The sequence below is a fragment of the Microbispora sp. ZYX-F-249 genome, from assembly GCF_039649665.1.
In the GTDB taxonomy this organism is placed as follows: Bacteria; Actinomycetota; Actinomycetes; order Streptosporangiales; family Streptosporangiaceae; genus Microbispora; species Microbispora maris.
In genome coordinates, this window is sequence record NZ_JBDJAW010000011.1 from 124,846 (window position 1) to 145,537 (window position 20,692).

General features: G+C 72.3%; 15 protein-coding genes. 3 read left to right on the plus strand and 12 right to left on the minus strand.

Annotation, left to right across the window (positions count from 1 at the left end; all coding sequences use genetic code 11):
* Nucleotides 1-280: 280 nt before the first annotated feature.
* The 4 genes from AAH991_RS15845 to lepA form a co-directional block, all read right to left on the minus strand.
* Nucleotides 281-889, minus strand: coding sequence for an Ig-like domain-containing domain (locus tag AAH991_RS15845; RefSeq protein ID WP_346226574.1), 609 nt, complete (start codon nt 887-889; stop codon nt 281-283).
* Nucleotides 890-961: 72 nt separating this feature from the next.
* Entirely contained in the window at nt 962-1,792 is an 831-nt protein-coding gene (locus AAH991_RS15850; protein ID WP_346226575.1) for a hypothetical protein, read from the minus strand.
* Nucleotides 1,793-1,871: 79 nt separating this feature from the next.
* Nucleotides 1,872-2,519 (minus strand): MOSC domain-containing protein, encoded by a 648-nt coding sequence (locus AAH991_RS15855; protein ID WP_346226576.1) that lies wholly within the window; start codon nt 2,517-2,519, stop codon nt 1,872-1,874.
* Between the two features lie 67 nt (nt 2,520-2,586).
* On the minus strand, nt 2,587-4,410 hold the full coding sequence (gene lepA / locus AAH991_RS15860) for a translation elongation factor 4 (protein ID WP_346226577.1): 1,824 nt from the start codon (nt 4,408-4,410) through the stop codon (nt 2,587-2,589).
* A 114-nt stretch (nt 4,411-4,524) separates the two neighbouring features.
* Between lepA and AAH991_RS15865 the strand changes: the two genes are divergently transcribed.
* Complete coding sequence (locus AAH991_RS15865; RefSeq protein ID WP_346226578.1) at nt 4,525-5,613, plus strand: glycoside hydrolase family 18 protein; 1,089 nt, start codon at nt 4,525-4,527, stop codon at nt 5,611-5,613.
* A gap of 137 nt (nt 5,614-5,750) precedes the next feature.
* Nucleotides 5,751-6,023, plus strand: a complete 273-nt coding sequence (gene rpsT, locus AAH991_RS15870) for a 30S ribosomal protein S20 (RefSeq protein ID WP_079312124.1) — start codon at nt 5,751-5,753, stop codon at nt 6,021-6,023.
* Nucleotides 6,024-6,107: 84 nt separating this feature from the next.
* On the opposite strand, the gene AAH991_RS15875 is transcribed toward rpsT, so the two are convergent.
* Nucleotides 6,108-7,298: an MFS transporter gene (locus AAH991_RS15875; RefSeq protein WP_346226579.1), complete on the minus strand. Its 1,191-nt coding sequence runs from the start codon at nt 7,296-7,298 to the stop codon at nt 6,108-6,110.
* A 66-nt stretch (nt 7,299-7,364) separates the two neighbouring features.
* On the opposite strand from AAH991_RS15875, the gene AAH991_RS15880 reads away from it, so the two are divergent.
* Nucleotides 7,365-7,862: a MarR family winged helix-turn-helix transcriptional regulator gene (locus tag AAH991_RS15880; protein ID WP_346226580.1), complete on the plus strand. Its 498-nt coding sequence runs from the start codon at nt 7,365-7,367 to the stop codon at nt 7,860-7,862.
* 28 nt (nt 7,863-7,890) lie between these two features.
* Here the strand turns inward: AAH991_RS15880 and holA are convergent, their stop codons facing one another.
* From holA to AAH991_RS15915, 7 genes are all read right to left on the minus strand, one after another.
* Nucleotides 7,891-8,856 carry a DNA polymerase III subunit delta gene (holA, locus tag AAH991_RS15885; protein ID WP_346226581.1) on the minus strand — a complete coding sequence of 322 codons (966 nt, stop codon included), beginning with the start codon at nt 8,854-8,856 and terminating at the stop codon, nt 7,891-7,893.
* A gap of 179 nt (nt 8,857-9,035) precedes the next feature.
* Complete coding sequence (locus AAH991_RS15890) at nt 9,036-11,501, minus strand: ComEC/Rec2 family competence protein (protein WP_346226582.1); 2,466 nt, start codon at nt 11,499-11,501, stop codon at nt 9,036-9,038.
* Nucleotides 11,502-11,656: 155 nt separating this feature from the next.
* Nucleotides 11,657-12,799, minus strand: coding sequence for a ComEA family DNA-binding protein (locus AAH991_RS15895; protein ID WP_346226583.1), 1,143 nt, complete (start codon nt 12,797-12,799; stop codon nt 11,657-11,659).
* Between the two features lie 191 nt (nt 12,800-12,990).
* Entirely contained in the window at nt 12,991-13,839 is an 849-nt protein-coding gene (locus AAH991_RS15900) for a DegV family protein (RefSeq protein WP_346226584.1), read from the minus strand.
* Between the two features lie 204 nt (nt 13,840-14,043).
* A complete protein-coding gene (gene hutI / locus AAH991_RS15905; RefSeq protein ID WP_346226585.1) occupies nt 14,044-15,252 on the minus strand; it encodes an imidazolonepropionase in 1,209 nt (402 codons plus the stop codon).
* A 452-nt stretch (nt 15,253-15,704) separates the two neighbouring features.
* A complete protein-coding gene (gene hflX, locus AAH991_RS15910) occupies nt 15,705-17,108 on the minus strand; it encodes a GTPase HflX (RefSeq protein ID WP_428833991.1) in 1,404 nt (467 codons plus the stop codon).
* A gap of 103 nt (nt 17,109-17,211) precedes the next feature.
* Complete coding sequence (locus AAH991_RS15915; RefSeq protein WP_346226587.1) at nt 17,212-20,556, minus strand: ATP-binding protein; 3,345 nt, start codon at nt 20,554-20,556, stop codon at nt 17,212-17,214.
* Nucleotides 20,557-20,692 lie beyond the last annotated feature (136 nt).

Sequence of the window (20,692 nt, forward strand, 5' to 3'; positions counted from 1 at the left end):
AGAGAAGTGAGAGTTCGCGCCCAAGAAGCAGTAGGTCAACGAGCTACCGCGTGAGCACCAGGCGCACATGACGACCGCGACGGGGAAGGCATCGCCGATCAGCGGGTGGCGGCCTGTACGCGATGTACGCCAGGTGCGGGAGTGGTGCGGCCGGCGCAATGCCGTGCACCCTAAGGACCACGAAGTGGTTGGGCCGGGGCCGGGGGCACCGTCTCAAAATCTGTCGTTGGTCGGCGTAGTCTTCGCTGCCGGCAGGCGTCGGCCTGAAGCGGCAAGATGATCACGCCTCACGCCGGCGGATCGGGGCGTCGGCTGCCGACGGCGGGGCAGGGTCCGGGGTCGATGTCGTCCCGCCCGTGGCGAACGACCAGACGTACGGGAGGGCCATCTCGTTGCCTGCCGCGTCCCTGGCAGCGGAGACTTCCGCGGTGTACTGAGTGTTGGCGGCAAGCGGTTCATCCGGATCGAAGGTCAGTATGTCGTCGTTTTGCGCGGTCGAAGTTCCAGGCACCGTCGTGCCGTCCGGGCCCTCCAGGCGAAGCTGCCCGCCGCTCACAGGTTTGCTGAACACCGCCCACGCGCCCTCGTCAATGGGCACTCCCGTTTCTCCGGGCTCCGGGCCGGTTGCCACCACCGTCGGCGGCTGGCCGTCCGACGATTCGGACGGATCAGGTTCGTCCCCTGGTAGGGCTCTGGCTAGCAGGTCGGCGCTGTCGACGGTGAAGGTGGCGTCGGTGTTCTCCCTCAACTCCTGGAGCTTCTCCCAGGACACTGCCTCGGTCTGCGGCAAATCCGGATAGACGCGGGAGCGCTCGGGGTCGTTCTTCAGGTCCTCCCACTCCTGTGGTGTCTGCGGATCCGGCTCGTTGGGGTAGGAGAATCTGATCACGTTGGAGTCCTGAGAACCACACCGAATGACGAACCTTGCGCCCGGCCCTGACGCCCAGGACCCGCTTCGGAGCTACTCACGGCAGGCATCGCCACCGAACCGGGTCAACGCCGTGTGCATCGTGTGCAGCAGCGCGGTGCGCTCCGTACCGCCCGAGGTCACGTACAGACGGGCGAGGGAGCATTTGTAGTAGTAGGTCGGGCACTTGTTACGCTTCTTCAACGCGTCGATCTGTGCCCGTTCCGCGCTTCCGTCTTCCGCGTGCTCGAACTCAACCACCAAGTCGTGGCAGGCGCCGCTGGGCTCGACGCGGATGTGGCGCACCAGAGCCCAGGGGATGAAGAAGGATGTGTCCGCCGCGCGTATCCAGCGCTTGTCCACGATCGTCAGGCCGATGCGGTCCACGATGAGCAGGTCCTTGCCCTCCGCCCCGGCGGTCAAGAAGAGCAAGGTGGCCATGAACCCGCCGACGAGCGCGTATAGCTGAAGGAGCACCACTAGCGAGAGATGCTCGAGGCTCCTTCCTGTGATCGAGTCCATGCCGAGCCCGACGAAGAGAGTAAGCGCGGCCAAGGCTGCGCCTTTGCACGCGCTGGCCAGCCGTTTGGCGATCCGTATGCGGGGCGTGGTCAGCTCCACGACCACCGGGCTCGCGCCTCCTGCGGCCGGAGACGTCTCGGGTCCGGCCCCGTCGGGATCGGACGCGGCCGCCGGTCCGGGGGTGCGCGCACGCTGATCGGAGGCGTTCCTGGAGGGCAGTGTCACGGCCAAGGAGGCCACCGCGACGACGAACGAGCCGGCGCCCGCGATCCACGACAGCGTCTCCAGGTCACTCAGGAACAGGGCCACCGCCACCACCGCGCAGGCCGCAGCAACCGAGCCGCCCACCCATATCCAACGCATGCGCGCATTCTGCCCGCCTGCTGCTCACGACGACAGCGACTCCGGCCACCTCGCCGGTCGCCGGGCCGGAAGCCGACGGTCAGGACACGGCCACGCCGCTGCGGCTGCCGAGGACGCGTTCGGCGACCGTGTCCCACTTGACGCTGCGGCCGGGGACGGCGAGGACCCGCCGCATCAGGTCTCTGTCGCCGTGGTAGGCCCGGAACGCCTCGGCGATCGTCACCCCGTCCGAGGGCCGGTCGAGCACCTCGATCTCGTCGCCCGCGCCGAGCTCGCCCCGCTCGACCACCCGGAAGTACGCCCCGGGGCGGCCGCTCTCGGTGAAGCGCTTCACCCAGCCGCGCTCGTCCAGCCAGTTGCGGAACACCACGCACGGGATGCGGGGGTAGGTGACCTGCAGGACGGCCGTGCCGACCCGCCACCGCTCACCGAGGACCGCGCCGTTCACGTCGGCCCCGGACGTCGTGAGGTTCTCCCCGAACTGGCCGTCACGCAGGTCCCGGCCCATGCGCGGCTCCCACCAGTCGTAGTCCTCCCGCGCGTACGCGTACACCGCCTGGTCGGGGTGACCGTGGTGGGCCACGTCGGCGCGCTCGTCGCCCTCCAGGCCGTTGTCGCGTACGGCGACGCGGCCCTCGGCCTTCCGCTTGTCGATGGCGGTGCGCCGAAGTTCTCCGGCCCACTCGGCGTCGACGGCCCTGCCCACGTTCACAGAGAGGATGTGCATGACCAAACGTTAACGGATGGTCATGTTTCCCCGCGATCGTATTAAGTTGTGGTCAATTCGGACAGGGTTACTTCTTGTTCTTGTCCGGCGCCTCGGAGGAGAGGGCGGCGACGAAGGCCTCCTGGGGGACCTCCACCCGGCCGACCATCTTCATCCGCTTCTTGCCTTCCTTCTGCTTCTCCAGCAGCTTGCGCTTACGGCTGATGTCACCGCCGTAGCACTTGGCGAGGACGTCCTTGCGGATGGCGCGGATGTTCTCGCGGGCGATGACGCGGGCGCCGATCGCGGCCTGGATGGGCACCTCGAACTGCTGCCTCGGGATGAGCTCCTTGAGCTTCTTGGCCATCTCCACCCCGTAGGCGTACGCCTTGTCGCGGTGGACGATCGCGCTGAACGCGTCCACGGTCTCGCCCTGCAGCAGGATGTCCACCTTGACCAGGTCGGCCTCCTGCTCCCCGGACGGCTCGTAGTCGAGCGAGGCGTACCCACGGGTCTTCGACTTGAGCTGGTCGAAGAAGTCGAAGATGATCTCGCCGAGCGGGAGCGTGTAGCGGATCTCGACCCGGTCCTCCGACAGGTAGTCCATGCCCTGGAGCTGCCCGCGGCGGCCCTGGCACAGCTCCATGATCGCGCCGATGAACTCGGACGGGGCGAGCACCGTGGCCTTCACCACCGGCTCGAAGATCTGGCCGATCTTGCCGGCCGGGAACTCCGACGGGTTGGTGACGACGTGCTCGTTGCCGTCCTCCATGATCACCCGGTAGATGACGTTGGGCGAGGTCGAGATCAGCGACAGGTTGAACTCGCGCTCCAGCCGCTCACGGACGATCTCCATGTGCAGCAGCCCGAGGAAACCGCAGCGGAAGCCGAAGCCGAGGGCCGCCGAGGTCTCCGGCTCGTACACGAGGGCGGCGTCGTTCAGCCGGAGCTTGTCGAGGGCCTCGCGCAGCTCGGGGTAGTCGTCGCCGTCGATGGGATAGAGCCCGGAGTAGACCATCGGCTTGGGGTGCTCGTATCCGCCCAGGGCCTCCGCGGCGGGCTTGGCCGCGTTGGTGACCGTGTCACCGACCCGGCTCTGGCGAACGTCCTTCACGCCGGTGATCAGGTAGCCCACCTCGCCGACGCCGAGCCCCTGATCGGACGGCATGGGCTCCGGTGAGATGACGCCGATCTCCAGCAGTTCGTGCTGGGCGCCCGTGGACATCATCAGCACGCGCTCGCGCTTGGACAGGTGCCCGTCCACCACCCTGACGTACGTCACGACGCCCCGGTAGGTGTCGTACACGGAGTCGAAGATCAGCGCCCGGGCGGGGACGTCGGCGTTGCCGACGGGCGCCGGGATGTGCTCCACGACGTGGTCGAGCAGCTCCTTGACGCCGACGCCGGTCTTGCCGGACACACGCAGCACGTCGCCGGGGTCGCAGCCGATCAGGCCCGCGATCTCCTCGGCGTACTTGTCCGGCTGCGCGGCGGGCAGGTCGATCTTGTTGAGCACCGGGATGATGTGGAGGTCGGCGTTCATGGCCAGGTAGAGGTTCGCCAGCGTCTGCGCCTCGATGCCCTGGGCGGCGTCCACGAGCAGGATCGCGCCCTCGCACGCCTCGAGCGACCGGGACACCTCGTAGGTGAAGTCCACGTGACCCGGCGTGTCGATCATGTTGAGGACGTGGCCGTTCCACGGAAGCCGCACGGCCTGCGACTTGATGGTGATGCCCCGTTCCCGCTCGATGTCCATGCGGTCGAGATACTGCGCACGCATCGACCTGTCGTCCACCACGCCGGTGATCTGCAGCATGCGGTCGGCGAGGGTCGACTTGCCATGGTCGATGTGCGCGATGATGCAGAAGTTGCGGATCAACGCGGGGTCGGTCTGGCCAGGCTGAGTGCGCACCGGGGTCCGTTTCGACAAGTTGGGTGACTGCTGGTCGATCGGGCCGCACTCGTCTCGCACGGCGGGCCCTCCCGAGGCTGGCGGACCAGCCACCCTCCATGGTGGCATGTCCGGATGCTTGCCTTGACCACCAGACGAGTTCTGCGAACAGCCGCCGTCGTCGTGGCCGTTCCGCTCGTGCTCGCACTGGCCGCCGCCGCCGCGCTGCGCCTCCAGTTCACCGGAACGCCCGCCGCCTGGGCCAGGACGACCGGCCACGACGCCCTGTGGATGGGCCACGCGTGGGTGGACGGCCGCCGCACCGAGGCCGACGTGCGGGCCCTCGCCGTACGGCTGCGCGCGAGCGGCATCAGGGACGTGTACGTCCACAGCGGGCCGTTCGAGTACGACGGGACCTTGCCACCCGATCGCTACCCCAATGCCAGAAATTTCCTGAAATGGTGGAGAGCGAACGTGCCCGGAGTCCGGGTGTCGGCCTGGCTCGGCCAGACGGTCAACGACAACGGCAAGCCCCACCTGAGCCTGGCCGACACGGCGACCCGGGCCCGGGTCGTGGCGGGCGCCCGGGACCTGGTCGGCGTCGGGTTCGACGGGATCCACTACGACTTCGAGCCGGTCGTCGACGGGGACGGGCCGTTCCTCAGCGTGCTGCGGGAGACGCGGGCGGCCATCGGCGCCCGGCCGCTGTCGGTCGCCACGCAGCAGATCGAGCCGCTGCCCGGCCTGCGCGCCCCCACCGCCCTGGCGATCGGGCACGACAAGTACTGGACGCCGGACTACTTCCGCCAGGTGGTGGGCCTCACCGACCAGGTGGCGATCATGACGTACGACTCGTGGACGCCGCTGAACTCCCTTTACGGCGGCTACGTCGCACGGCAGACCACGCTCGCCCTCGACCTGGTGCCCGAGAACAAGACGCTGCTCATCGGGGCTCCGGCCTACCACGATCACGGCGTCTGGTACGGCGACTGGGCCGAGAGCGTCCGGGCCGCCGCCGATGGCGCGCGGCTCGCGCTGAGCGACCACGGTCCGCGCACCGAGTTCGGCCTGGCCCTGTACGTCGACTTCGCGGCCACGGAGCAGGACTGGAAGGAGTACGAGAGCGCCTGGGTGCGCGGGGGCCCCGGCGGGTCGGTGAAGTCGTCGGGCGGGCCGGCCGGTGCGGGGGCCGATGTGCGGACCGCGGCGGCCGAGTCGCGATAGCATGAGCGGGGCGGCCCTGTCGTCGTGAATTTGAGCGGCGGCCCGGGCTGTTGGTATCCTGTCCAACTGCGTGTGGCGCGCCCTCTCACTTGCCCGCGCGCCCCATCCGACCAAGACTTAACACTGAGGCTTTCTTCGTGGCGAACATCAAGTCCCAGATCAAGCGCAACCGGCAGAACGAGAAGCGCCGGCTGCGTAACAAGGCCGTCAAGTCGTCCCTGAAGACCGCGGTTCGCAAGTTCCGCGAGGCCGCCGACCAGGGCAACGTCGACGACGCCCTCGTCGCGCTCAAGGCCGCGTCCCGGCAGCTCGACAAGGCTGTCAGCAAGGGCGTCATTCACAAGAACCAGGCTGCCAACCGGAAGTCGGCGATCGCCAAGCGCGCCGCCGCCCTGCAGGCCGCCAAGTAACTCACGCCTGGCGCACGCCGCATCTCCTCTCGCGGGAGATGCGGCGTTTTCGCGTGCCCGCCGTCGTCGTAGCCGCATCACCGGTCAGACCGGCACCGGCGTGGTCTCCTGCGTCGTACGCCGTCTGACTTCGGGCAGGGCGAGCACCGCCAGGTTGACCGCGGCCACCAGAGCCGCCGACACGAGCAGCGGAACCGCGGCTCCCGCCCAGGCGGCCAGCGGCGCGGCGACGGCGAGCCCGAGCGGCCGCGCCGCGTAGGAGATGAGCACGTCGAACGAGTCCACCCTGCCGAGCGCGTGCGGCTCCACCCGCTGCTGCACCACCGTCTCCCACAAAGGCGTCAGCATCCCCACCCCCGCCATCGCCACGACGTACGCGGCGGTGACGATCGGGGTCGGCGCGGGGAAAGCGAAGGCGACGAGCGGGCACGCGTAGACCGCCGCCCCGACCGCCGCCACGGCGAGGGGCCGCCGGATCGGCAACCTGGGCGCCACGAAGACGCCGAGCAGGGTCGCCGCGGTTCCCGCCTGCGCGACGACCACCCAGACGGCCTCTCCGCCCAGGCTCCGCACGGCGATCACCGGGCCGAGGGTCAGCAGGACGCCCGCCCCGAGATGCCAGACGCCGTGCCCGGCCACGCTGACCAGGAACCATCGGTGCCGCCTCGCCTCTCGCCATCCTTCTCTCAGCTCGCCGAGGAAGCGGTCGCGACGGGTCGCCGGGCGGGGCGCCGTGACCAGGCCGCCCAGCGTGACCGCGGACCCGGCGAACAGGACCCCGGTCAGCAGGAAGGACCAGCCCGGCCCGAGCCACAGCGTCAGGCCTCCGGCGAGCGCGGGGCCGGTGATCTGGGCGAGGCCGCCCGCCACACCGACGTGGGCGTTGACCCGCAGCCGGCGCTCGGCCGGAACCACCCCGGCGACCAGCGGTGACACCGCCGGAACGCCGAAGGCCACCGCGGCTCCGGTGAGCGCCGCGAGCGCCGCCATCACCGCGACGCCCGGATGCCCGAGAAGGAGCAGTGCTCCCAGCGTCACCTGGGCGGCGCAGCGGACCAGGTCGGCCACGAGGATCACCCGCCTCGGCGCGAAGCGGTCCGCCATGACTCCCCCGATGGGGAGCAACAGGAGCATGGGCAGCATCTCGGCGGCGAGGACTACGCCAAGATCGAGGGCGGAGCCGGTCACCCTGATGACGGCGAGGGTGAGACCGGTGGGAATGAGGGCGGTGGCGAGCGCCGCGACCGTCCGCCCCGCGATCAGACGTGCAATCATGAGGCCGAAGGTATTTCGCTGACGAAACTTTCGTCAACGTATTTTTCTCCGGCATATGATTGCCTGATGGACGACTCGGTGGACCGGCACATCGCGCGCTGGCGCGGGAAGGCGCCCTTCGACGAGCGCGTGGAGGCCATCGTCACGCGGATGCAGTTCCTGGTGAAGCACCTGGCCCAGGCGAAGGACACCGCGCTGGCCGCGGTGGGCCTGCAGGACTTCGAGTACGAGACCCTTCACTGGCTCGGCGCCCGGGGGGAAGCCGGCCGGGCCACCCCGACGGAACTCGCCGCCGAGTTGCGGGTGTCCCCCGCCGGTATGACGGGACGCCTGGACACCCTGGAAAAGGCGGGGCTCGTCCGGCGTATCCGCAGCGAGGAGGACCGCCGCAGGGTGGATGTGGAGTTGACGAGCGAGGGCCGCGCGCTCTGGCTCAGGGCGATGGACCTGCGCGGCGAGGTCGAGGACGAGATGGTGGGCGTGCTGCCGCCGGACGATCAGGACGCCCTCGCGGCGCTGCTCAAGAGGATGCTGCTGCACGTGGAGCACCCCGGCCGATCCTGAGCGCGCACGCCGTCGCGCGCCGAAGGGCTCAGCGGCTGCTGCGACTGGCCACGATCGTGTGGATCGCCTTCTCCAGCGCGTACGCCGGGTCGGTGCCGCCACCCTTGACCTGCTCGTCGGTGGTGGCCACGGCCTGCAGGGCGGCGGAGATGCCCTCCGGCCCCCAGCCGCCGAGCTGACGCTTGACCCGGTCGATCTTCCAGGGCGGCATGCCCACATGGCTCGCGAGCTGGCCGCCGCGCAGGTTGCGGGGTGCCCCGCCCACCTTGGCCAGCGAGCGCAGACCCCCCGCCAGCGCGCTGACGATCAGCACCGGGGCCACGCCCGTGGCGAGCGCCCACCGCACCTGTTCCAGCGCCTCGCCCAACCGGCCCTCGATCGCCAGGTCGGCGATCGTGAAGCCGCTGACCTCGGCGCGTCCCCGGTAGTACTTCGCGACCGCCGCCTCGTCGATGTTCTTGGCCTCGGTGTCGAAGGCGAGCTGGCCGCAGGCGGCCGCCAGCTCGCGCAGATCGCTGCCCACGGCGTCGAGCAGCGCCTGGGCGGCGGCCGGCGCGATCGAGCGGCCCGCTCTGCGGACCTCGGCCTTGATGAAGTCGAGCCGCTCTCCCGCCTTGGTCGGCTTGGCCACCGTGACGACGTCGGCGCCCGCCTTCTTCACCCCGTCCACCAGGGCCTTCCCCTTGACGCCGCCCGGGTGGGCCAGCACGAGCACGGTGTCGTCGGCCGGGTGGGCGGCGTATTTGACGATCTCGGCGATGACGTCCTTCGTGAGGTCCTGCGCCCCGCGGATCACGATGACCGACCGGTCACCGAACAAGGAGGGCGAGGCGAGCCCGGTCAGCTCTCCCGGCTGCACCTTGCTCCCCTGGAGGTCGTGCACTTCCGCCCCCGGATCTTCGGCGCGGACCGCCGCCACGATGGAGCCCACGGCACGATCGGCCAGGAACTCCTCGTCGCCGATGACCAGGGTCACGGGTGCTGGGTTCGCCATGTCAGGCAGCATGCCACGCTCACCCGCCCACGGCACATCCGCCCGCCCGGCACGCTGCGACTGACATGTGCGTAGTGGGCGAATCCCGAGCACAAGTGTGACCCACAGGGTTCCGGCGCCGTCGCGAGCCGGCGGCGCAGGCCGAGGGCCGTCCCACCGATCGCGTCGCCCGGCCGCGCTCATCTGCCTCGTACGACCACGGCGAGACGGTTGTGGGCGGCGACGACGGCGATGTCCCCGGACAGGTCGGTGCGGTAGGGCCGCATGCCGAGCCAGCGCAGGCGCCGCAGCGTCAGCGAAGCGGGATGCCCGTAGTCGTTGACCGCGCCGACGCTGATCAGGGCGGCCCGCGCGCCCGTGGCGGCGAGGAAGGCCGGCGACTGCCTGGGCGACCCGTGATGGGGGACCTTCAGCACCTCGACCCGTGGCAGGCCGCGCCGCACCAGTGCCTCCTGTGCCTCCGTCTCCAGGTCTCCGGCGAGCAGGGCCGCACCCAGGGGCGCGCCGCCTGCTCCCTCTGCTTTCCGCGTTCCGCCCTCCTCCTGGGCGTCGGGCCGCGCGGACCAGCGGACCAGCAGCACGACGCTGGCGTTGTTGGCCGTCGATCCCTCGCCCCTGCCCGGGGTCTGCGCACCGGCCTCGGGGGCGAGCACGGTGATCTCACTTGGCCCGAACCGCCACCGCATCCCCGGAACGGCCTGCCATTCCGGGACGCGGGCCGCCCTCAGCCGCGCGGAGACGCGGCCGGCCTCGCCCTCCGGTACGCGGCCCGGGCTCACGACCACCGCCCCCACCGCGCGACGGCGCAGCACTCCCGGCAGTCCGCCGACGTGGTCGAGGTGGGGGTGCGTGAGGACGACGAGCGGCACCTGCCGCACTCCGAGAGCGCGCAGACACCGGTCGGTGGGGCCCGGCTGCGGCCCGGCGTCGACCACCACCGCCCGGCCGGGACCGGCCGCGAGTGCCATGGCGTCCCCTTGGCCGACGTCGCAGACGACCAGGAGCCATCCCGGCGGCGGCCAGGGCGACACCACCGGCACGGCCACGAGGGCGGCGAGCAACGCTCCCGCCGCGAGTGCCGCCGCCAGTCGCCTGCGCGCCCGGCCCCGCAGGACGAGCCGGCCCGCGACGACCGCCGCCGCGAGCGCGGCGATGCCCGCCACTCCCCCGAACCACTCCGCCGAGGCGAAGGGGAGGTCCGCGGCTCGCTGTGCCACGGCGATGATCCAGCCGACGGCCCAGCCCGCGGGACGCACCAGCAGCCGGGCCAGGTCCATGCTCACCGGGGCGATCACGGCGGCCCCGAAACCCAGCACGGTCGCGGGCGCCACCGCGGGCTCCGCGAGCAGGTTGGCCGGGATCGCGGCCAGGTCGAGGCGCCCGGACATCAGCACCAGCAGGGGCGTGACCGCCGCCTGCGCCGCGGCGGTCACGGCCAGGGCCTCGGCGAGCAGGCGGGGCACCCGGCGCGCCGCCAGGCGGTCACGCCACCGGGGCGCGAGCACCAGGATGCCGCCGGTCGCGAACACCGACAGCGCGAAGCCCCACTGCCGGGCCAGCCCGGGATCGAACACCACCAGTCCGAGCACGGTCGCCGACAGGGCGGCGACGCCGTCCCGGGTGCGCCCCGTGCCGAGGGCCACGGCGGCGACCGTTCCCATGACGAGAGCGCGCAGCACGCTCGGCGACGGTCTGGCCACGATCGAGAACGCGACCATCGCGACGACCGCGACGGCGGCCCGCAGGGCCAGGGGCAGGCCGGCGAGACGGCCGAGCACCAGCACCGCGCCCGCCACGATCGCCAGATTGGTGCCCGATACGGCGGTGAGGTGGCCGAGCCCCGCCGTCGCCAGGTCGAGCCGCACCTCCTCGTCCAGGCGCGACACGTCGCCGACGACCAGGCCGGGCAGCAGACCGCGCTGGTCGTCCGGCAGCACGTCGCTCGCCTCACGCAGACCGGCGCGCAGCGCTCCGGCGGCCCGCTGCAACGCTGAGGGCGCACCGATCGGCTCGGGCACCCCCCGGACGAGCATCACCGCCGCGACCGGCTCGCCCTGCTCGGCCGGGCTCAACCGCCCGCGCACCCTGACCCGCTGACTGGGCAGCAGCGGACGCCATCCTTCGGCGGGACCGAGCAGCACGACGGGCACGTCCACGGCGTATCGCTCCCGCGCGGCCGACACCAGCAGCAGCCGGGCCCGGACGACCGCCGTCTCCCGCCGGGCCACCCCGCCCTGGTGTGGCCGGATGCGCGGGTCGTCGCTGATCTCCGCCTCGGCGGTCACCGTGGCGCCCCGGCCGGCCAAATCCGGCACGGGTCCCGTCGTCACCCTGAGGACCGTGAACGCCGCGACCGCGGCCGTCACGGCCACGGCCGCGAGCACCGCCATCGCGACCCTGGCGGCGGCGCCGCCCGTCGCCCGCTGCTCCTCTCGCAAGCGGTGCCCGGCTGCCTGACCCGCCCGTTTCGCACCCACGGCGGCAGGGGGATCTCCTGCCGGAGCCCGCTTGGGATCCGCCACCTGCGCGCGGCGCCGCGTCGCCGCCCACGTGACGGCGCCGGCGACAGCCGCGGTCAGCGCCACGGCGGCCCCGGCGACGGCGGAGCAGCCCAGCACCACGAGCGCGGTGAGCCAGGCAGCCAACGCTGGAGCCGCCAGTGCCGCCGGGCCGGGCCCCGTCCTGCCACGCCCCGGCTCCTCTCGCCACGGCTCCTCTCGCCACGGCTCCTCGTGCCCCGGCTCATGGCCGGTTCCGGCAGCCGGCTCGCCCCGCCCGCTCTCGTGATGGCCGACGGCGGTCACACGGAGACCTTGTCGCGCATCTCGGCGAACTTCCTGTCGCCGATGCCGGGGACCTCCTTCAACTGGTCGACGCTCTGGAAACCCCCGTGGGCGTCCCGGTAGTCGACGATCCGCTGCGCGATCACGCCGCCGATCCCGGGCAGCGCGTCCAGCTGCTCGGCTGTGGCGGTGTTGAGGTTCACCACCCCGGCTCCCGGCATCCCCGGCGCCGATCCCGGGGCGGAGCCCATCCCGGCCGTCACCGGGCTTCCGGCGACGATTTGCTCCCCGTCCGTCAAGCGCCGGGCCAGGTTGACGCCGCCCGGCTTCGCACCCTTCCGCAGACCTCCCGCGGCCTCGATCGCGTCCGCGACCCGTGAGCCCGATGCGAGGACGTACACCCCCGGATCGCGGACCTTGCCCGTCACATACACCACGACCCGCGCCGGCGAGCCGGGAGTGGCGGGCGCTGTCCCGGCAGAACCCGCGACGTAAGCCCTCGCGCCCGGCGCGGCGCCGTCGGCGGGGTCCGGCGTCGCGTGGGACGCCGGACCCGGCGCTGTTCCCGGGCCGCCCGCGGACCCGGCCGCGGGGCGGAGGTCCTGAACCACGGCGGCCGGGATCGGCGGGGCGATGGGCTCCGCCACCGGCCGCGACCGCCAGACCAGGATTCCGGTGACGATCGCGGCCAGAAGTCCGGCTGCCACCAGCACCCGGAGCCCGGGCATCCCCGGGTCGAGCCGTGGCAGGGCACGGCCGAGGGCCGCCCGTCCGAGAGTCAGCCGTCCGGGCATTCGCGCGTCCCGCGGAGACGTCCCCGGCCCGCCCACGCGAGCTTCCCAGCTCTCGGCGAACTCCTCCGGCGAGTCCGAAGCCTCCCGCCGCCAAGGACCGTCGGCGCGGCCTCCCCAGCCCTCGGCGAACTCCTCGGACGCCCGATGTGGACCCTTCTCCGCCTCGCCCGGCGGAGGATCATGCGGACGGGTCCCCGTACGGACGATGTGTGGCGCGCCGAACGACGGTGGTGGCCCGGGCGGGGTGGGCGTCGACCGCAGGCGGACGGACGGGGGCACCGGATCGAGCGGTCGCAGCAGCCCGCGCAGGCGGGACTCGCCGACGACGACACCGCTTATGGCCCCGCGAGACTCCTTGCTTCGCACGCGAAGGACGGTAGGCACGCGCCGGTGCCCCATCCGTGCCCGAACGTCATTCTGTGGACAACCCGCGGCCGTGACGGAGACACCGTACGGGGTCAGACTCCCCTCGCGCCGCCGAGGCGAGGCCGGTGCGCAACGGCAGACGGCACCGCCCCGCCCGGCCGCACCTCACCGCGCGGTGAGGCATCGAGGGCTCAGTCCACGGGAGCGACGGTGACCCCGAGCATGCCCGGACCGACGTGGGCGCCGAGGACCGGTCCGATCTCGGCCACCCACAGCCGCACGAGCCTGGGCAGCCGCGCCGTCAGCTCCTTCGTGAGCGCCTCGGCCCGCTCGGCCGCCATCAGGTGCTGCACGGCCACGTCGACCGGCCGGTCCCCGGCCGCCTCGACGGTCAGGTCCTCCAGGCGGGCGAGGGCGCGGCTCGCGGTGCGCACCTTTTCCAGCACGCCGATCTCGCCGTCCGCCATGCGCAGCAGCGGTTTGATCGACAGCGCCGATCCCAGGAGGTTGGTCACGCGGCCGATCCGGCCGCCGTGCCGCAGGTAGTCGAGCGTCTCGACGTAGAAGAACGTGCTGGTGGCGGCCGCCCGCCGCCGGGCCACGCCGGCCACCTCGGCGGCCGGGGCTCCCGCGGTGGCCGCCCGCGCGGCGGCCAGCACGGCGAAGCCGAGCCCCATGGCCACCGACCCGCTGTCGACGACCTCCACCGGCACGGAGGATTCACGCGCGGCGAGACGCGCGGAGTCGGCGGTGCCGGACAGCGCGCCGGACAGGTGTACGGACACGATCGCGGCGGCGCCGTTCGCAGCGGCCCGCCGATAGGCGTCCGCGAAGCGCTCGGGGGCCGGGCGCGAGGTGACGATCGGCGAGCGGTCCTTGAGTGCGTGGGTGAGGAGACCGGCGTCGAACGGCGTCACGTCGTCGATCTCGCGGTCCCCCAGGAGCACCTGAACCGGTACGACGGTGATGTTCCACCTGCCGGTCGCCTCGGCACCGAGGTACGCCGTGGAATCGGTGACGACAGCGACAGATGGTGACATATCGCGAGATTACCCAGCGCTGATCGCCCGGCAACCTCTTCGTGAACTCAGACCTCGCCGGTCACGCCCGGAAATCTCAGACCGCGCCTGTCACGCGCGGAAACGTCGCATGAGCCGCGCGCCGCGGCATCACGGAGAACAGCACGCGGCGCGGATCCACCCCCGACGCGGCCGGAAGGCCGGACGGAGGTCGATCGGGGGCCGTCACTGGACGGGGACGCCGCCCCGCCAGACCCGGCGCGGCTTGAGGCCGAACGACCAGGCGAACGCGCCCTCGTGGTCGGCGTCCCACTGGACGATGTCGGCGAGACGGCCGGGCGCGAGGATGCCGCGGTCGGGAGCGCCGAGGACCTGGGCGCCGCCGAGAGTCGCGGCCCGCAGGGCGTCTCCGACGCTCATGCCGAACGCCGCCACCGCCAGGCTGATGACCAGGGACATCGAGGTGATGCCGCAGTGGCCCGGGTTGTGGTCGCTGCCGAGCGCGACCGGGACGCCCTGGGCCAGCATCCGGCGCACCGGCGGGAGGTGGCCCACCTGCAGCGCGGCGCCGGGGCAGACGACGGCGGGCACGCCGTACCGCGCCATCATCGCGATGTCCTCGTCCGAGGCGTGGTGGAGCAGGTCGGCGGAGGCGCAGCCCATCTCGGCCGCGAGCTGGACGGCGCCGCGCCGGTTGTAGGCGCCCGCGTGGATGCGCGGCAGCAGGCCGACGTTGCGGCCGGAGGCCAGCACCCAGCGGGCCTCCTCCGCGGTGAAGTGCCCGTCGTCGCAGTAGACGTCCACGCTGTCGGCCCCGGCGCCGGCGGCGTCCGCGCACCAGGAGGCCACGGCCTCGACGTAGTCGCGCTGGCGGCCGAAGTATTCCGGCGGCACCACGTGGGCGGCCAGGAACGTGACGTGGACCCGCGGCATCATCGGCTCTTTCTCGAGCTCGCGGAGCAGCCGCACGTCGGCCAGCTCGCCGTCGCGGGTCAGGTGGTAGCCGGTCTTGGCCTCGACGGTCGTCGTGCCGCCGAGCAGCCACTCGCGCAACCGCTCACGGACCCCGTTGCACAGGGTCCAGGGATCGGTGCCGCGCGTCACGGTGACGGTCGAGCCGATGCCGCCGCCCGCCGCGGCGATGGCCGAGGCGCTGGATCCGCCGGAACGCATCGCCATCTCGGCGTAGCGGTTGCCGGCGTACACGGGATGGGTGTGCGCGTCGATGAGGCCGGGCGTGACGAGCGCCCCGCCGAGGTTCTCCACGTGGTCGACGTCGACGATGTCGTCCACGACTCCGGGAACGCTCTGAGGGAGGTCGGCGGCGCGGCCGACCCACGCAATCCGGTCGTTGTGCACCAGGATCGCGGCGTTGCTGCACACATCGTGCCCGGTCCAGAGCCGGCCGATGTTGGTGAGAAGGCGAACGGTCATGCGACCACCTGCGAAACATCCGTGGACGGCGAACGGCCCCCGCCTGCGGGCGCCTGGCCCGCCGGGTCCGCTGCGCGTCCGGACGTCATTGGGGGGTCTCCTGCCTCATCGCGCACCGATGTTGTGCGATGACCCTACCGCCGGGATCTCGAACCCGGGCGATTCAGTTCAGTTACGGTATTTCACAGGTGGGCTGGATGTACAGAGTCAGCGACAGAAACGCACGCCGGTATCATGCGCATCGCCGCGCATCAGTCGTCTCACACGCTGCGGCGAGATCAGGATCGACGACGCCGATCCAACGGCCGCGAACGCCTCGGAAAGGGTGACCGCACTGCCTGGAGTCATGTTGTTACCCACACAATAAGGTCCCATTAGGCTTTCCTTATCGTACCAAGGGCAGCCCTTGGCGGGCCACCGACACGCGGAAGGTGACCCGCCGGCAGCAGGATTCAGACGGTCTCGACGGGCTTGGCCACCCGGTCCAGCTCCGCGTACAGGTCGGCGAAGACCCGGGCGTGCAGGATCGTGCCGTCACCGGTGTGATCGAGCGACAGGACCTCGCCCTCGCTGTGCGCCCGTGCGATCAGGTCGCCCCTGTCGTACGGCACCAGCATCCTGACCTCGTGGTCGAGGCGGGGAAGCTCGCGCTCGATCATCGACATCAGCTCGCCGATCCCGGCCCCGGTGCGGGCGGAGACGACGATGCTGTGCCGTTCCTTCATCGTCAGCCGGGTCAGCACCACCGGGTCGGCGGCGTCGGCCTTGTTGACGACCACGATCTCCGGGATGTCCCGCGCGCCCTCGATCTCGGCCAGCACCTCGCGGACGGCCGCGATCTGCGACTCGGGGTCGGGGTGCGATCCGTCCACCACGTGGAGGATCAGGTCGGCGTCGGCGACCTCCTCCAGCGTCGAGCGGAACGCCTCGACGAGCTGGTGGGGCAGGTGCCGTACGAACCCGACCGTGTCGGCCAGCGTGAACAGGCGGCCCTCGGGCGTGCGCGCCTTGCGCACGGTGGGATCGAGGGTCGCGAACAACGCGTCCTCGACGAGCACACCCGCGCCGGTCAGCCGGTTGAGCAGCGACGACTTGCCGGCGTTGGTGTATCCGGCGATCGCCACGGCGGGCACCTCACGGGCCTGCCGGCGGTGGCGCATGGTCTGCCGGGCGGTCGACATCTCCTTGATCTGCCGCCGCAGCTTGGCCATCCGCTCGCGGATCCGCCGCCGGTCCAGCTCGATCTTGGTCTCACCGGGGCCGCGGCCGCCGATGCCGACGCCGCCCGCGGCGCGACCGCCGACCTGGCGCGACAGGTTGCCACCCCAGCCTCGCAGGCGCGGCAGCAGGTATTGCAGCTGCGCCAGCTCGACCTGCGCCTTGCCCTCGCGGCTCTTGGCGTGCTGCGCGAAGATGTCGAGGATCAGTGCGGTCCGGTCGATGACCTTGACCTTCACGACCTCTTCAAGCTGGCGGAGCTGGCCGGGGGTCAGCTCGCCGTCGCAGATCACGGTGTCGGCGCCGCTGGCGGCCACGATGTCGCGCAGCTCGACCGCCTTGCCCGACCCGATGTAGGTGGCGGGGTCGGGCCGGTCGCGGCGCTGGATCAGACCCTCCAGCACCTGGGAACCGGCGGTCTCGGCCAGGAGCTTCAGCTCCTGCAGCGAGTTCTCCGCGTCCAGGGCGGTGCCGCCCGCCCAGACGCCCACCAGGACGACGCGCTCCAGCCGGAGCTGCCGATATTCGACTTCGGTGATGTCTTCGAGCTCTGTCGACAGACCCGCTACGCGGCGGAGCGCCTGGCGCTCTTCCAGTTCGTAATCGCCCATGGCGAGGTCTTCGGGCTCGTTTCGCATATATGTCATCTCTACTAGACAGAACAGTCTGACACCCCGATGCCTTCCCGGCCCCGGGCGCCTCCGTCGATGGTGACACGACCCCGGGGAATGACGCACTCCCTTATGTGCCGAGCCGGGCCACAAGTCGCGCGCTCTCCCCCGCCCAATGATCGAGGCCGAGCCGGACGTGGACCTCGTGCGCCCGCCGCGCGTGGTCCCGGGCCGGCTCCCGGTCGCCCATCGCCAGCGACAGCATCGCCAGCGCCTGGTGGATGGAGCCCCAGCCGACCGTGCCGCTGCCGTGCAGGGCCAGCCGGTCCGCGTACGGCGCCAGCTTTTCGTACAGGCCCGAGGGGTCGGGGACACCGAGCTGAGCCGACACGTACGACCAGATGACGGCGACGAACTCCCCCGACCAGTCGTCGGGGACCGCCGTGCCCCATCGGGCGATCAGGTTCCGGGCCAGTTCGCGATCGCCCACGTCGAGCGCCGCGAGCACGGCTATGGGACGCAGCGGGTCGTTGTGCGGCTGCGACGCCACCGTGATGACCTCGTCGAGGATCTCGGCGACCCTGCCCTGTCCCCGCCGGCAGGCGTAGAGCATGGTCGGCCGCACGACGCCCAGGCCCCACATGCTGCTGTCGCCGAAGACCTCGCCGAGCTCGCCGGCGAGGCGCTCGACCTCGTCCCAGCGGCCGTCGAGGGTCAGCCGGGCGGCCTGGGCGATGCGCACCATGGCCGTCAGCTCGGGCCTTCTGACCTCCTGCAGCAGATGCTCGGCGCGGGCCAGGTCCCGGTCCCATTCGGCCAGCTCCCCCGCCCTGAACAGGCACGCCATCCGGTGCACCCGGGCCACGATCTCGGCCGCGGCGGGGAGATCGGGCACCGCGAGCATCTCTTCGGTGGCGCGGAGACGATCGGCCTCCCGCTCCGGCACCCAGGACGCGATCATGTAGTTGTTGAGCACCTGCAGGAGCAACGCGGGGTCGCCGATCCCGCGGGCGATCTCCACGGCCTTCGCCACCATCGCCTCGCCTTCGGCCCGGCGAGGCCCGTAGTTGAGCTCGATGCCGAGAGTGCCGAGCAGTGCCGCCCGGTGGGCGTCGTCCAGCGGGCCCGCCAGCAGGTTCTCGAGAAGGGCGACCGTGTGGTCGTCGACCACGCCGTACGGCCGCCAGTTCCAGACGCTGAGGGTGCCGAACACCGCCACGGCCTCCACCAGGGCCGTCCGGTCGCCCGCGTCCTCGGCCAGCCCGATGGCCTCCTCGAGTGCCGCCCGGGCCCGTACGACGTCCCCGACGACGCGCAGCGACCGGCCCAGCTCGATCAGCAGGCGGCACCGCCTGGCCGGGTCGCGCGCCCCGAGGGCGAGCAGCGCCTTGTCCCACAGCTCGACGGCCTCGTCGTACGCGCGCTGCGCCGTCGCCTGCCCGGCGGCTTCGGCGGCGTAGCCGACGGCCTTGTCCGCTCCCCCGACCCGCGCGGCCATGGCGAAGTGATGGGCGAGGACGGGCAGGCGCGCCGCCCCGTCGGCGCCGGGCGGCGCCGACGGCAGGGACTCCAGGGCCTCCGCCACGCTCAGGTGGAGCCTGGCCTTCTCCAGGCGGCCGAGCCCGGCGTAGAGCGCGTCACGCACCAGCGCGTGCGAGAAGCGGTAGTCGAAGCCTCCCGGCGCCTCGGCGAGGACGCCGACGGCGACGGCGGGCTCCAGCAGCGACATCACCTCCTCGGCGTGGGTTTCCGTGAGCGCCTCCAGCGCATCGAGGCTGACGTCGCGGCCCAGGACGGCGGCCCGGCGCAGCAGGTCCCTCGTGGGGTCCGGCAGTCGTGCGACCCTCCGCTCGATGACCTCCATGACGCCTTCGGGCACGCCCAGCGACGCGGCGTCGAGCCGGTGCTCACTGCCCAGCAGCCGCAGCAGCTCGCCGAGGTAGAAGGGATTGCCGCCGGTGCGCCGATAGAGCACCTCGGCGAGCGCCGGGTCGGTCAGGTCGTGCCGCCGAAGGAACGCGGCGACCTCCTCCGCGGTGAAGGGCGCGAGGGCGAGGCGTTCGGTGCCGGGCTCACGGGTGAGGGCGGCGAGGGTGTCGCGCAGCCGCTCGGGCTCCCTGCCCGGCTCCGGCCGGACGGTGGCCAGCACCAGCACGGGCCTGCGGTGCAGCTCGGCCGCGAGGAAGGCGAGCAGCCGCAGCGAGGCGGCGTCCGCCGCGTGGAGGTCGTCCAGCACCACCAGCGTCGGCGTGCCCGGCCGGGCGAGCGCGGCCAGCACGCCCTCGTACAGCTCGAAGAGCGCGGCCTCCGGATCGGCGGCGGCACCGCCCTCGCCCGCGAGGAGCCGCGCGGCGGCCCGGCCCCGCTCCCCCAGCTCGCGCAGCGCCTGCAGCCAGGGCCAGAACGGCGGCGCCGCCTCGGCCTCCACGCAGCGGCCCCAGACGACCGCGACGCCGCGCGCCTCGGCCTCCTCCGCGGCGAGCTGGGCCAGCCTGGTCTTGCCGATCCCCGGCTCGCCGGTCACCAGCAGCACGCCGCCGCGGCCCCGCCGTACGGCGCCGAGCCGGTCGACGAGGCGGGCGAGTTCGCGCCCGCGCGCGACGAGGGCCGCGGACGGCGGCGGCTCGGGGGCCGGGAGGGACCTCTCCTCCGCCGGTGGGACGGCGGGCCGCCGCGCGACGACTGGCGCTTCGAGGGGCGCGTCCAGGGACGGCGACTGCTCCAGCACGGCCTGCTCCAGCCGCCGCAGCTCGGGGCCGGGCCGCAGGCCCATCTCCTCGGCGAGCAGGGCGCGCACCCGGCGCAGCGCACCGAGCGCGTCGGTCTGCCTGCCCGACCGGTAGAGGGCGAGGACGAGCAGGCTCCACAGCCGTTCGCGGTACGGGTGCGCCTCGACCAGCCGCTCCAGGTCGGCCACACACGAAGGCCCGTCGCCCGTGGCGAGCCGGGCCTCGAACCGGTCCTCGACCGCCACCGCCCGCAGCTCGGCCAGGCGGGCGATGACGGGCTGGGCGAACTCGTAGGCCGCGAACTCGGCGAGCGGCTCGCCCCGCCACGTCTCCAGCGCCCGGTCGGCGAACCCGCGCACCGCTGCGTACTCGCGCCGGGCGAGCGCCCTGCGGCCGTCCTCCACCCAGGAGACGAAGCGTACGAGGTCGACCTGGCCGGGCGCGACGGACAGCAGGTAGCCGGGCTCGCGGGTGAGCAGCACGGCGGGGGGCGTGCGCGGCCTGCGTCCGGGCTCCAGCACCTTGCGCAGGTTGGAGACGTACGACTGCAGCGTCGCGGTGGCGCTGGAGGGCGGCTCGTCCGCCCACAGCTCGTCGATCAGCCGGTCGAGGGAGACGATCCTGCCGGGCTCCAGGGCGAGGACGGCGAGCACCGCACGCTGCTTGCGCGGGCCGAGGTCGATGACGCGGCCGTCGCCGCCGGTGACCTCGAAGGGGCCGAGCAGCCGGAAGGACAGCGTGTTCATGACCGAAACCCCTCTGATCGCTGCGGCAAGCGTAGAGCCGGGACGACCGCCGCCGGAACGGTCCACTTGAGGGTGACTTGAACGTTCTCCAAGCCGCGCTCATACGCGCTCCGATCCCCGTGTTCCACCGTGGTCG